This is a genomic window from Fischerella muscicola PCC 7414 (assembly GCF_000317205.1).
Taxonomy (GTDB): domain Bacteria; phylum Cyanobacteriota; class Cyanobacteriia; order Cyanobacteriales; family Nostocaceae; genus Fischerella; species Fischerella muscicola.
In genome coordinates this window covers 1-14206 of record NZ_AJLK01000048.1, presented here as the reverse complement: position 1 = coordinate 14206, position 14206 = coordinate 1, and the positions used below count along the sequence as shown (strand labels likewise).

Sequence of the window (14206 nt, the reverse complement as noted above, 5' to 3'; positions counted from 1 at the left end):
TTTTACCCAGCCAGTGCGATCGCTTGTCTCATTTTGGGAACACTGAATTTAGTCTCCCAAGGAGTAATATATATGACAGCTAATCGCATCAGTGCTAATATTTCCCAGACAGATAGAGAAGCAGTAATGCAGGCGATCGCAACTATCAAAGCCAAGTTACCGTTTTTGATTGATTTAACAACAGAAGAGCGTAAATCTTTACCAAAGCTAGGCGATAAAAGCCGCGCATTTGTCAGTAAAGCATTGGAAGTCGCAGCCCAGAATCCCGATTTTTTGCCCCGATCATTTGATTTAGATGAAATGCGCCGCGATGTCGAACTATTTGAAGCTTTGTATCCAATTTTGCTATCGATTACCCAACTGCAAGAATTGCTAGATGATACCTTTGTCGCAGTTGGTAGTAAAGCCTACGCAGCCGGGTTATTAGTATATAACTATGCCAAAGCTAGTGGTAAAGGTACTGGTTTAGATGTGGCTTTAGATGATTTGGGACAACGCTTTGCCCGGAAAACTCGCAAAGTCCAGCAATCATAAGGCAGAAGGCAGAGGGCAGATGGCAGAAGGGGTAAGAATTTTCATGTTTGGTTATGCCAAAACAGCAGCGTGAATGATTGTTTTGAAAATCAAACACAGATGAACACAGATGCACACCGATAACCCATCTGTGTTCATCTGTGTGCATCGGTGTTCGTTAATCATCTCATCTATACTGCGAACGTGGCATTTCTTATTTCAAGTGAAAAGTTTCCTGTTTCAATCATGGCGCTTCTCATTTCAAATAAAAAATTTTCTGTTTTAAGTGAAAAGCTTCTTGTTTGAAGTAAAAAATTTCCTGTTTTAAGTGTGACATTTCTCGTTTGAAGTAAAAAATTTCCTGTTTTTAGCCAGAACTTTCTAGTTTTGATCTAGGAATTATAAGCTACTGAAATTCTTTACCATACTTAATCTGCAAAAATTAGCACCAAAAGTTGGTATCTTTATGATACCAGGGGCAATAGATACTATTTAATCTCAGTCAATTTACTTTAACGGCAGTTAATTCTATACATGGCTGAAGACTTTAGGAACTTCACTGACAAAACTAGCGGTTTTGCCCACCCTGGTGATCAAGTTAACATTGGAACTCAGATTCATCTAGGGCAAAAGCGGTTATTGCCCACAAAATTTATCCCCGATCGCGGTTCTGTTCATTTTGTGGGGCGAGAACAGGAACTGGCTATTGTCCATCAAGAGTTGCAGCAAGGAAATTATGTTGCTGTAGTAGGGATGGAAGGCGTCGGTAAAACCGAATTAGTCACTCAATACGCCAGACAATATGAAGATGTGTATGGGGGAATAGCTTGGTTTAACGCCAGGGAAACTAATCTCGCCACAGAAATTTTGCAATTCTTCCGCTTACAGTTTGGCTTGGAGATTCCTCAGGAATCAGGAAGAAGACTCTTGAGTCTCAATGAACAAGTCGCCTGGTGTTGGTCTAAATATCCCGAATCTTCCTCGCCCATTCTAATTATTTTCGATAACATTACCGATCTAGCCAATCTCCGCGAAGTTATCCCCACCGAGAAGCGCTTCCGAGTTCTCGTGACTACAAAGCTACGGTATTTAGACCCCCATTTTATTCAAGAGATTTCCTTAAATGTTCTCTCACCCCAAAAAGAACCAGGAAAAGCATTAGAACTTTTCCAAAAGCTGCTAGGAGAACAAGACAGACGCATCGCCAATGAACCAGAAGCCGCAGTTGCAATCTGCGAATGTCTAAGATATTTGCCTTTAGGGATAGAGTTAGTGGGGGGTTATTTAGTTCAAAACCCGGAACTATCTCTAAATATCATGTTTCGGCGGTTGCAAGACCAGAAATTAGCAGACGCAGCCCTCCAGCAACAGGATAATCTCAGTTCATCGCAACGGGGAGTCAAAACCGCTTTTGCTTTAACTTGGTCAGAACTTGACCCCTTAGCACAGCAACTAGGAAAATTATTGAGTTTATTTTCTCCCGGGTTGGTTCTTTGGGATTTGGTAGTTTGGATTACAACAACAGATGGAGAACCAGCAAAGCAGGAACAACACAAACAGCTAAGTTGGTCAGAAGATGAATTAAACAAAGCCAAAAAACAACTTTGCGATCGCAACTTGCTGCGACAGGTAAAACACAGAGAAAAATGTTATGAAATTCATTCTTTATTGCACTTGTTCTTACAGGAAGAGTTAGCGGCGTCTGGGGAAATTAAGTTAGTCCTAGAAAAAATTTTTGCAAATCATGCGATCGCCATTGCCAAAACTATCCCTGATTCCCTCACCCTTAAGGATATTAAATTCTTTAGAGATATCAGTCCCCAGCTTCAAGACCTGGGAAGGCGTTTAATTGCAGAGATCAGGGAAACATCTGCTTGCGCCTTGGTAGATGAATTTACTTGGATATTTCTAGGGATAGGAAAATTTTACAAAGGACAGAGATTATATAAATTAGCAGAACCTTGGTATGAGGAATGTCTAAAAATTTGTCAAGCTTTGTTTACTAACGACCATCCTGACTTAGCTACTAGCTTGCACGGATTAGCGGAACTCTACCGTAGCCAAAGGCGTTATACCAAAGCCGAACCTCTCTACATTGAAGCTTTGGTAATGAGAAACCGCCTGTATGCAGGCGATCATCCCGACTTAGCACAAAGCTTGAACGGATTAGCAAGGCTTTACAAAAGCCAAAGGCGGTACACCGAAGCCGAACCTCTCTACACCCAAGCTTTGGCAATGAGAAAGCGGCTGTCTGAAAGTGATCATCCCGACTTAGCACAAAGCTTGAACGGATTAGCAAGTATTTACAAAATTCAAGGGCGGTATACTGAAGCTGAACCTCTCTACACCCAAGCTTTGGCAATGAGAAAGCGGCTATATGAAGACGACCACCCTGACACAGCACAAAGCTTGAACAGTTTAGCAAGTATTTACAAAATTCAAGGACGGTACACTGAAGCTGAATCTCTCTACACCCAAGCTTTGGCAATGAGAAAGCGGCTGTATGGAGGTGACAATCCCGACGTTGCACAAAGCTTAAACAACTTAGCTTTACTCTACAATAGCCAAGGGCGGTACAGTGAAGCCGAACCCCTCTACATCGCAGCCCTGGCAATGAGAAAACGGCTGTATGAACACGATCATCCCGACTTAGCACAAAGCTTAAATAATTTAGCTTCACTCTACAATAGCCAAGGGCGATATGCGGAAGCCGAACTCCTTTTCCAAGAAGCCCTAGTAATGAGAAAGCACCTCTATGAAGGTGACAATCCCGACATAGCTACTAGCTTGAACAATTTAGCTTCACTCTACCGTTCCCAAGGGCGATATGTCGAAGCCAAACCCCTCTTACAGGAAGCCTTAGTGATGTGTGAACGGGTGTTAGGAGATAATCATCCTTGGACAGTAAGAATTCGAGAAAATTTGACAATCCTGCAACGCCAAAGTACTTCTATTTCTGTTTGGCTACGTTGGCTAGGTTGTGGGCAAATCTTGTTTTCTCTACCCTGGTCATTAGTTAAAAGATTAACTTTAATCTTTCGTCGTTTGGGTTAATGCGAGTTCGCAGGATGAATCGGTGTACCCTGCACCGTAGACACGGAGTGGCTTCCGTAGGTAGCCGCCCTTACGGGCGTCTACATCTGTGTTCCATGAGTGTTCATCTGTGTTCGTTTTTCCTCTACTGAACTTAATCACAAACCGCTATAGGAATCATATTTGATTTCGGAAAAAGACTACGAGATAATACGGAGGATATATCTGTCTAAGAAAGAACAATGATAAATCAGCATCTACAAGCAGCGATCGCACAACTACAAGAATTTATAGTTAATTGCCCTTTGTTCGTGCGAGGTGAGGAAGGCTTTGGCAGTGAAACTGATATTATCAAGGCTATAAGTATGAGGAAATTCAAACGATTTTAGATGTCTCGGTTGGTTCAATAACAAGCACCGAAACAAGCCTATGAGAAAGATGGAATTTCGGGACTGCGTTTGAACCACAAGGGAAGGAAAAGTTACTTAACTACTCAACAAACAGAAGAAATATTAGCTTGGTTACAAACAAAGGAATGTTGGGAACTTGGTGAACTCGAATATAAATTAGCGTTTGAATATGATGTAATCTATGAATCAAAAGCCAGCTATTACGACTTGTTTAAGAAAAGTTTACCCCAGGAAAGAAATGTTCTAGTAGAGTATTATTAAGTTCTTCCTTTAACAGCGAATCTGGATTATTTGTATTACCATCCGTATGAACCCATTGATTTAATCTAGTGTCAAAATGTTTAGCTTGAATTGTCATATATGAACAATTAAACTTATAAAATTAAATATAAATTTTTACTTTTTGGCACTAAAATACCCGTAGAATTTAATTTTACTTTCTCTTTATCGGTAATCTATTCAACAAATTTCTAACAGGTTAAGCCGGTGTTTGAAAGTGTCAGGACTACGGGCGAAGCCTTCTTTGCGGCAGATCAGCTTTTTCACCCCGCGCGCTTTGGCTGCCTGGAAGAGACCTATTTCACGCTCTGCTATAGCCCCATTTGGGATGAGACGGGCAAGGTTAGTGGGATGCTTTGTACCTCGACTGAGACGACCCAGCAAGTGATTGGTCAACGTCGCTTGACCATGCTGCGAGAGTTAGCCACGGCAGTCAGTGGGGCAAAAACGCGCTTGTCTGCCTACCTCGCTGCTGCGGATGCGCTCAACCCCTACGATATTCCCTTTGCCCTGTTCTATCAGGTCAATGAGGAAGGCAACTTGGCAGAACTGGTGGCTGCCCGTGGGCTGAGTGCAGACAGTGCTGCTGCACCAAAAGAGATTAATCTGACCGAGCGATCAAGTTGCTGGTCGCTGGTGGACGTTCTCCAGAGCCGTGAACCCTTGCTGATTACCGATGTGGTCGATCGCTTCGGTCATATCTCCGTCGAACCGTGGCCAGAAAGTCCCCATTCTGCCTTCATTCTCCCAATTCTGTCCAGCAACAAAGAAATTGTGGAATGTCTACTGGTTGCCGGAATCAGCCCCCGCCTCCAGTTCAATGCCGAATACCACTCATTTCTGGAACTGGTGGCTCAGCAGGTGGAAAGTTCAATTGCCACAGCTCGCAGCTATGAGCAAGAACTTGCGAGGGCTGAAGCTCTGGCAGAACTCGATCGCGCCAAAACCACTTTTTTTAACAACGTCAGCCATGAATTTCGGACACCCCTGACTTTGATGTTAGGCCCTGCCGAAGATGCGTTAACCGACCAAGCCGATCCGCTGTCGCTCAATCAACGGCAGCGCATTGAAGTGATGCACAGGAATGGTTTGCGTTTGCTAAAACTGGTAAATACGCTCCTGGATTTCTCACGGATTGAAAGCGATCGCGCCTCAGCCGTTTATGAACCGACGGATTTGGCAACCTTTACAGCAGAGTTAGCCAGTGTCTTTCGCTCCGCGATCGAGAAGGCAAACTTGCGCTTGGTGGTGGATTGTCCCCCCCTGAGAGAGCCAGTGTATGTCGATCGCGAGATGTGGGAAAAGATTGTTCTCAATTTGCTCTCAAACGCTTTCAAATTCACGTTGAAAGGTGTGATTACGGTTCGTTTGCATCTCGTTGGCAATTCTGTTGAGTTAGCGGTACAAGACACAGGCATTGGCATAAAAGCCGCAGAAATTCCCCATCTATTTGAACGATTCTATCGGATCAAAGGAGAATTGGGACGGACATTTGAAGGATCGGGGATTGGCTTATCGCTAGTACAGGAATTGGTGAAACTGCATGGGGGAACGGTTCAGGTTAGCAGTGTTGAAGGAGAAGGCAGTTGCTTTCGCGTGTTCATTCCTACCGGCTGCACTCATCTACCCGCCGAGCGAATTGGGGCAACCCGCACCCTAGCTTCAACCGCAACGCTTGCATCGCCCTATGTGGAAGAAGCGTTGCGGTGGCTGACTCCAGAGAGCGAGAGCGTCCAACAAGTCAAAAATCAGTCAGTCAGAAAAATTACCTTTGCACCGACTTACCCACACGTTCCCTCAACCGCATCGAGTCGAATTTTACTGGTTGATGATAATGCCGATATGCGCGACTACCTGAAGCGGCTGTTGAATGAACGTTGGCAGGTAGAGACGGCTGCCAATGGCGCGATCGCCCTAGCCATGATTCAACAACAGCTTCCCGACCTGGTGCTGACAGATGTAATGATGCCAGAGGTCGATGGCTTTCAACTGTTGAATACACTGCGGACTGACCCAGTTACTAGAAGTATACCAATTATTTTACTGTCAGCACGGGCTGGCGAAGAGGCAACAGTCCAAGGACTCCAAGCCGGAGCCGATGATTACTTAATCAAACCCTTCTCGGCTCGTGAATTGATGGCACGAGTGGAAACCCAACTGCAAATGTCACGCCTACGTCAAGAGCTATCCGCGAACCGCTTCAAGAATGAGTTTCTCATGACAATTACTCATGAACTGCAATCGCCCTTGGCGACGATTCTGGGATGGACACGATTTCTACAAACCAAATCTTTTGACCCAGACACAACGGCACGAGCATTAGCGGCGATCGAGCGCAACGCCACCATCGAAGCCAAATTAGTTAAGGATTTGCTAGATGTTTGTGCGATTATTTCTCTTAAGTTACGTCTAAAGTCTGAGATTGTTGATCTCGTCGCTCTGGTACAGAACTCGGTGGCAACATTCCGTGAAGCAGCCCAGGCAAAACGTATTCAACTGGTCGAAACGGTATCGGATGGTGTATCAAGTAATATTTTTGCTGATGGCGATCGCCTCAAACAAGTCATCGCTAACTTGCTAGACAATGCCATTAAATTCACACCCCCAGGAGAGCAAGTCACGATTGGGCTAGAATGCTTTGATGCTGGTGTGCAAATTACCGTCAGCGATACAGGCATTGGCATCCGTCCTGATTTTCTGCCCTATGTTTTTGATCGCTTCACGCAAGCGGAAGTACCCAGCCGCCATACACCGGGAGGAGTAGGAATTGGGTTGGCGATCGCCCGTCACCTGATCGAATTACACCACGGTACAATTGAGGTAGCAAGCGAAGGGGAAGGACAAGGCGCAACCTTTACTATCCGGCTGCTATTAATAAACGCAACTAAACTGGATTCAAACGCCTTCGCATAGAAAGCGTAAATTATGCAACTCAAGAGAGATAATCAGCACCCTATCAATGATCCATTACAGAATGCAGATGCACTCCTGTGGGCGATGATTGAAAATCTGCCGGGGGGAGCCGCGTTTGTAGTTGACTCCGATTTGCGCTATCGGCTGGCTGAAGGGGAGGCGCTGGCTGCTGCGGGTTTCAAACCCGAAGATTGGGTTGGTAAAACGATTTTTGAGGCATTACCGCCCGGTTTAGCCGCGACTTATGAAGTGCAGTACCGTAAAGCACTAGCGGGTGAGCCGTTTGAAGTGGAACACGCAGCCCACAATCGCTTCTACATCTCACGGGGTACGCCGTTGCGGTCTGCCAATGGTGAAGTTTATGCGGTGCTGGTTGTCTCCTATGACATTACCGATCGCAAACAAGCGGAAGCCGCCTTGCGCGACAAGGAGGCGAAACTGGCGCAAGAACTGGCTGATACAAAGCAGTTACAGCACATCAGCAGTCAGTTGATTCAGTCAGAAAACATCAACGCCCTTTACGAACAGATTCTTGATGCGGCGATCGCCATCTTGCTCTCGGATATGGGCAGTATGCAAATGTTCTACCCCGAACAAAACGAGTTGCGGCTACTGGCATGGAAGGGATTTGACCCCGCATCAGCAGTATTTTGGGAATGGGTGAGGGTGGATTCGAGCAGCACTTGTGGCGTGGTGTTCAACACAGGTGAGCGGGTCATTGTTGCTGATGTGGAAACCTGTGATTTTATGGCTGGCACCGAGGATCTCGATGCTTGCCGCCTTTCGGGGATTAGAGCTATGCAGTCTACCCCGCTGATCTCGCGGGATGGTCGCGTGATGGGCATGATTTCTAATCATTGGCGCGAACCTCATCAGCCATCAGAACGCGAGTTGCGGCTGCTCGACGTGCTGGCGCGACAAGCTGCCGACCTGATCGATCGCAGACAAGCCGAAGCCGATGCTGCTGCCGATCTCGAAGATATGCAACGGCTGCATGAACTGGGTGCCCGACTGGTGGCGGAAGACGACATTCAAACGCTGTATCAAGAGATTGTAGCAACGGCGATCGCCCTCACACGAGCAGATGCGGGATCGATCCAAATTCTCGATGAGGCGACGCAGGATCTCGTGCTGCTTGCCACTCAAGGCTCAACACCAGAGATGATCCAGCATTTCCACCGCGTCAATGCGGGTTCTAACACATCTTGCGGTAGGGCATTGGTAACGGGCGATCGCACCTTTGTTGATTTTGATGTGCCCCAGAGCGAAGACCCAGATGGCTCTATGCGACTGCACCTTGAGGCGGGCTATCTCTCGGCTCAGTCCACACCGCTGATTACCCGTTCGGGTAAAGCGATCGGCATGGTTTCCACCCATTGGCGCAAACACCATCGACCGAGCGATCGCGAACTGCGCTTTCTCGATTTACTCGCCCGCCAAGCCGCTGACTTGATCGAGTAGCGACAAGCCCAAGCTGCCCTGCGCGAGAGTGAGGCAAGACTGGCGTTAGAACTGGCAGATGCGAAGCAGTTACAGTTCATTAGCAGCCAGTTGCTTGAGGAGGAAAATATTAATGCCCTGTATGAGCAGATTTTGCAAGCAGCGATCGCCATCATGCGCTCAGAAATGGGGAGTATGCAAATGCTGCATCCTGACAGCAACCAACTACAGTTATAGCGTGGAAAGGATTTGACCCAGCATCGGCAGCATTTTGGGAGTGGGTGCGGGTTGATTCAGAGACCCCCTGTGGCATGGCGTTAAATACGGGTGAACGGGCGATCATCCCCGATGTAGAAACCTGGGAGTTTTTGACTGGCAGCAGGGATCTCGACGCATTTCGCCTTTCAGGAATTAGATCCGTGCAGACCACCCCGCTGATCTCACGCAGTGGTCGGGTTGTCGGCATGATTTCCAATCATTGGCGCGAACCTCATCAGCCATCAGAACGGGAGTTAGGTCTGCTCGATGTGCTAGCACGACAGGCTGCCGACTTAATTGAGCAGCGGCAGGCAGAAGCCGCGTTGCGCCAATCAGAAGCAAAATATCGATCGCTGTTTGAGTCGATGGACGAGGGTTACATTCTCGTTGACGCGATCTTTGACGAGAATGACCACCCAATAGACATCCTCTATTTAGAAGCAAATCCGGCAGCGGTGCAGATGACGGGAACCGAACTCGTCGGACGACGAGCTTTGGAGATTGACCCCAACTTTGAACCGCGTTGGTTTGAAACCTTTGGCAGAGTGGCGAAAACGGGCATTGGTGAACGCCAGGAGTTTTACACCGCGCCGCTTGATGCTTGGTATAGCTTCTACGTGTTTAAAGTGGGTGAGCCAAACGAGAGGCGAGTTGCCGCTGTTTATCAGGATGTCAGCGATCGCAAACGCCCTGAAGCGAATCTTGCTCTTCTCGCCCAAATCGCCGAAGATTCTTCTCGCCTTGCTTCCGAAGAAGCAATTATGAAAAGCATCGGTGAGCGGCTGGCAACGCATCTGCGGCTCGACGGCTTCACCTTCGCCGACGTTGACGAAGGGCGCGAATCGGTAACGATAAAATATAGCTGGAACGCGGCGGACGTGCCGCAACTCCTGGGAACGTTCCGCCTCGCCGAGTATATGACCGAAGAGTTCGCCCGCACGATGCGCGCCGGAGAAACTTGGGTCGTCTGCGACACGCAACGCGACGAGCGCACTGACCCGCAAGCCACCGCCGCTCTCGGTGTCCGCGCGATTATCAACGTTCCGTATCACCGGCGGGGCGAATGGCAAGGCTGTCTGACAGTGACCTACCGCGAGGTGCGCGAGTGGACGGCAGATGAAATCGCTTTAATCGTTGAAGTCTCGAACCGCACGTTCCCACGTCTCGAACGGGCCCGTGCCGAAGCCGCTCTGTATGAATCGGAAATTCAACGGATTCAAGAACAAGCCGCCCGCGAAGAAGCACGCCAACGAGCGGAATCTCTCGCAGAACTCGATCGCGCCAAAACGCTTTTCTTCAGCAACGTCAGCCACGAATTCCGCACACCGCTGACGCTCCTGCTGGCTCCGGTGCAAGATGCCTTGAGCGATTCGGTCAATCCCCTGCCTGGTGTACAACGCGAACGGTTGGAACTCGTACATCGCAACACGATGAGGCTGCTAAAACTGGTTAATACTCTACTTGACTTCTCGCGCATCGAAGCTGGACGGATGGAAGCAGTCTATGAACCGACCGACTTGGCAATGTTCACGGCTGAATTAGCCTCAGTATTTCGTTCCGCCATTGAACAGGCTGGGCTGCGCCTAGTGGTCGATTGCCCACCTTTAGCTGAGCCTGTATACGTAGACCGCCAAATGTGGGAGAAAATTGTTCTCAATTTGCTTTCCAATGCCTTTAAGTTCACCTTTGTTGGCGAAATCACTGTCAGGCTGCATCTGGGCGATGACTATCATGTAACGCTACAAGTAGAAGATACAGGTGCAGGGATTGAGCCAGAAGAACTGCCCCATTTGTTTGAGCGATTTTACCAAGTGCGAAAAGCAAAAGCCAGAACACATGAAGGGTCTGGAATTGGTCTAGCTTTGGTGCAGGAATTAATCAAACTGCATGGTGGAACCGTAGACGTAACCAGCACTGTAGGGCAGGGAAGCTGTTTTACAGTCACAATTCCATTAGGTACAGCACACCTGCCAAGCGATCGCCTACAACTCGATGTAGGCGATCATAGCACAGCAACACGCACCCTGACATCAACTGCATTAGGTGCTGCACCTTATGTCCAGGAGGCAGAGCGGTGGTTGCCGGATAAGGCAGAGGGCAGAGGAGGCAGTGCGGTGGTGAGGCAGCGCGCCCCAAGGGGGGTCCCTCCCCCAACCCCAAAGGGGGCCCCTAGCCCCCAATCCCCACTCCCTGTCGGTCGTGGGGGCCGGTGAGTCCCCCATGAGCGACTGCCGAAAGGGTTTCCCGGCATAAAGCAACTGCCGTGGCAGATGGCAGAAGCAGAATCAGACCTTCTGCCTCCTGCCTCCTGCCTCCTGCCTTCAAAAGCCCATGTTCTTCTTGTCGATGACAATGCCGATATGCGCGATTACCTGACGCGGATATTAAGCGAACACGTTGAAGTAGAAGCCGTTGCGGATGGGGCTGCTGCACTGGCGGCGGCTAATGAAAGAGTACCGGATCTGGTTCTTTCTGATGTGATGATGCCAGGATTAGACGGCTTTGAATTACTCAAAGCATTACGTGCCGACGCGCGCACAAAAGAAGTGCCGATCATTCTGCTTTCTGCCCGTGCTGGAGAAGAGTCTGTAATTGAAGGACTCCAAGCTGGGGCTGATGATTACCTGATTAAACCCTTTTCTGGCACCGAACTTGTCACCCGTGTCTTAGCTCATCTTCAGATGGCACACCTCCGCTCAGAAGCACTGCACCAGGAAAGAACAATTAGCCGCAGGAAAGATGAGATACTATCAACAGTTTCTCACGAACTGAATACCCCCCTAGTCGCCATTCTCGGTTGGACGCGGTTACTCCGTAGCAGCACTCCTAATCCAGCTATGCTGATGAAAGCCCTGGAAACGATTGAACGCAATGCCACTCTCCAAGCCAAACTGGTTCAAGATTTGCTCGATATCTCGCGGATCGCTGCGGGTAAAATTACCCTGAATCAAGAGCCAGTCGAGTTGCAAGGAGTGATTGAGGGGGCGATCGCTACAGTATATCAAGCTCAAGCAACCAAAGACATTTGCCTAGAGTGTAGACTTGACCCCTTACCAATAACAGTCCAAGGCGATCCAGACCGTTTGCAGCAAATTCTCTTAAATTTACTTACGAAGGCCGTCAAATTTACTCCTCAAGAAGGAAGAGTTAAGGTTCGTCTTGACGTAAATGAAAATCAAGCCCAGATTGTGGTAAGTGACAATGGCGTTGGTATTAGTGCCGAGTTTCTACCCCATGTTTTTGACACTTTTCGTCAAGCGGAAAACTCAAAAGGCGGACTCGGGCTGGGACTGGCGATCGCTCGTCACTTTGTAGAACTCCACGGTGGCACGATCATCGCCGAAAGTTCTGGAGTTGGACAAGGTGCAATTTTTACTGTCAACTTGCCGTTGATTAGCGTTAATCTTTAAGGAGGATATAAAAAAATAATTAAGCTTTTATCTTAAATGAAGAGTGCCCTATGTCAAGGCCTACTCTTCAAATATCCCACTGGGATTTCCTAACTACACAGCTTTGCATAAAAGTAGATTTTTATTAAAAATTATTAACAGGAAGCTATGTAACATGAGTGTATCAGATGATAACCCAGATTTTGAAGCTTTATTGAACTACCTCAAGCAAAACTGTGGTTACGATCTGACATTGTACAAGCGTGCTTCTTTGATGCGTCGGTTCCAACGCCGGATGCAGCAATTAAGAATTGACAACTATCCGAACTACTTGCAATATTTCCAGGGACATCCCGAAGAATGCACTTCCTTGCTTGACACCATCTTGATCAACTTCTCTGGCTTTTTTCGCGATCGCGATTGCTGGGAATATTTAGCCAACAACATCATTCCTCAAATTCTTACAAACAAGCAGCCGCAAGAAAAAATCCGAGTTTGGAGTGCAGGTTGTGCTTATGGACAGGAAGTTTATACACTGGTTATGCTACTGGTTGAGCGCTTGGGCATCGAGCAATATTTGCAGCGAGTGCAAATTTTCGCCACAGATGTAGATGAAGATGCGCTCAAGCAAGCACGGCAAGCTAGTTATACTGAACACGAGGTCATAGGGATTGCGAATGAGCTACTGTCTAAATACTTTGAGAAAACCGAACAGCGCTATGTTTTTCTCTCAAAACTGCGTTCCACAATCATTTTTGGTCGCCATGATCTAGCCATTGATGCACCCATGTCCAAAATAGACCTGCTCGTGTGCCGCAACGTCTTAATTTACTTCAATGCCCAAACCCAAGCAACTGTTTTGGTGCGCTTTCATTTTGCTTTGACTGATAAAGGCTTTCTGTTTCTAGGTAGCGCAGAAAGCATGACCAGCAACAAACATGTCTTTATCCCTGTCAGTTTGAAACATCGTATTTATGCTAAGGGACAGAATCTTACTATCGACGATCACTTGCTGATTCGCCCCCAGACTCGCAACAAGAAAGCGCTTGATCCTCTAGCTACCCAGATCCGCATCTGGCAAACTGCTTTTGAGTCTAGTCCATTTCCCCAGCTAGTAGTGGATCGCAACGGCTGTTTAATGATGACTAATAAACAGGCTAGTATCCTGTTTAACTTGCAATCTAGTCATTTAGAGGCGCCAGTCCGAGATTTAGAGATTGGGCAAATTGTGAATTTCTTGACTTTGATGAGACAGCTACATCGCGATCGCCGTCCCCTCACCTTGAAAAATGTAGAGTGGAAATCTGACTACGGCACAAATTGTCTAGATATCCACATTACACCAATATCAGATCCGAACCACACTCTCATTGCTGCAAATCTCACATTTATTGATGTCACCCGCTACACAGGTATTAAGGATGAACTTGAAAGCTCAAATTTTAAGCTGGCAAGCCTTACCCAAGAACTACAGTTAACAAAAGATACATTAAATACTACCTATCAAGAACTAGAGTCTACTCAAAAGGAACTAGAGACTGTACACCAGGAGATACAACTTCTTCGCCAAGGCTTTCATAATAATTAAGGCAGAGGGCAGGAGGCAGAAGGCAGTAAATCTTAAGTAAATCTTAAGTAGGGGAGGCTGTCATCGGTGTGGATGTTCCTCCCGCTTTATTGCCGTTGTGTTATGCCGTAGGCTAACGCACTGCCGATAATATGGTGCGTTAGTAGCTCCAATCATGTTTTTTATGAAAAATGAGAATATTAAAGCGCCTAACACACCCTACTGGCTATTTTCAAGACAGAACCCCAGGGGCGATCGCGCCTACAACAAGGGGATGAATGAAACGTAGACGCGTAGCGGCTTCCGTAAGGTACACCGTGCAAGGCGATGTAGACGCGTAAGCGGCTTCCCGAAGGGTAACAGATGGATTATGGGTTTGCTGTTAAGTTAATCCCCGCTCCCTA

At 47.5% G+C, this 14206-nt stretch carries 6 protein-coding genes and 2 pseudogenes; all 8 read left to right on the top strand.

Going from position 1 to position 14206, the window contains the following annotated elements; genetic code table 11:
* Positions 1-72 precede the first annotated feature (72 nt).
* Complete coding sequence (locus UYI_RS0107310; protein WP_026085799.1) at positions 73-534, top strand: hypothetical protein; 462 nt, start codon at positions 73-75, stop codon at positions 532-534.
* Positions 535-1047: 513 nt separating this feature from the next.
* Positions 1048-3567: a tetratricopeptide repeat protein gene (locus UYI_RS0107305; RefSeq protein ID WP_016866027.1), complete on the top strand. Its 2520-nt coding sequence runs from the start codon at positions 1048-1050 to the stop codon at positions 3565-3567.
* 245 nt (positions 3568-3812) lie between these two features.
* A pseudogene (locus UYI_RS36170) lies at positions 3813-4178 on the top strand (helix-turn-helix domain-containing protein); the annotation flags it as partial.
* Positions 4179-4586: 408 nt separating this feature from the next.
* Complete coding sequence (locus tag UYI_RS32125) at positions 4587-7148, top strand: ATP-binding response regulator (RefSeq protein ID WP_157226306.1); 2562 nt, start codon at positions 4587-4589, stop codon at positions 7146-7148.
* A gap of 12 nt (positions 7149-7160) precedes the next feature.
* Positions 7161-8609, top strand: coding sequence for a GAF domain-containing protein (locus tag UYI_RS37585; protein ID WP_016866022.1), 1449 nt, complete (start codon positions 7161-7163; stop codon positions 8607-8609).
* 90 nt (positions 8610-8699) lie between these two features.
* The gene (locus UYI_RS39565; RefSeq protein WP_016866021.1) at positions 8700-8825 is read left to right on the top strand and encodes a hypothetical protein; all 126 of its coding nucleotides are present in this window, start codon (positions 8700-8702) and stop codon (positions 8823-8825) included.
* 74 nt (positions 8826-8899) lie between these two features.
* Positions 8900-12256 (top strand): annotated as a pseudogene (locus tag UYI_RS40145) (ATP-binding protein).
* Between the two features lie 154 nt (positions 12257-12410).
* Positions 12411-13823 (top strand): CheR family methyltransferase, encoded by a 1413-nt coding sequence (locus UYI_RS0107270; protein ID WP_016866018.1) that lies wholly within the window; start codon positions 12411-12413, stop codon positions 13821-13823.
* The last annotated feature ends 383 nt before the right edge of the window (positions 13824-14206 follow it).

Coding starts and splice junctions, on each gene's coding strand:
- UYI_RS0107310 (WP_026085799.1), top strand. CDS start 73: ATGACAGCTAATCGCATCAGTGCTAATATTTCCCAGACAGATAGAGAA.
- UYI_RS0107305 (WP_016866027.1), top strand. CDS start 1,048: ATGGCTGAAGACTTTAGGAACTTCACTGACAAAACTAGCGGTTTTGCC.
- UYI_RS32125 (WP_157226306.1), top strand. CDS start 4,587: ATGCTTTGTACCTCGACTGAGACGACCCAGCAAGTGATTGGTCAACGT.
- UYI_RS37585 (WP_016866022.1), top strand. CDS start 7,161: ATGCAACTCAAGAGAGATAATCAGCACCCTATCAATGATCCATTACAG.
- UYI_RS0107270 (WP_016866018.1), top strand. CDS start 12,411: ATGAGTGTATCAGATGATAACCCAGATTTTGAAGCTTTATTGAACTAC.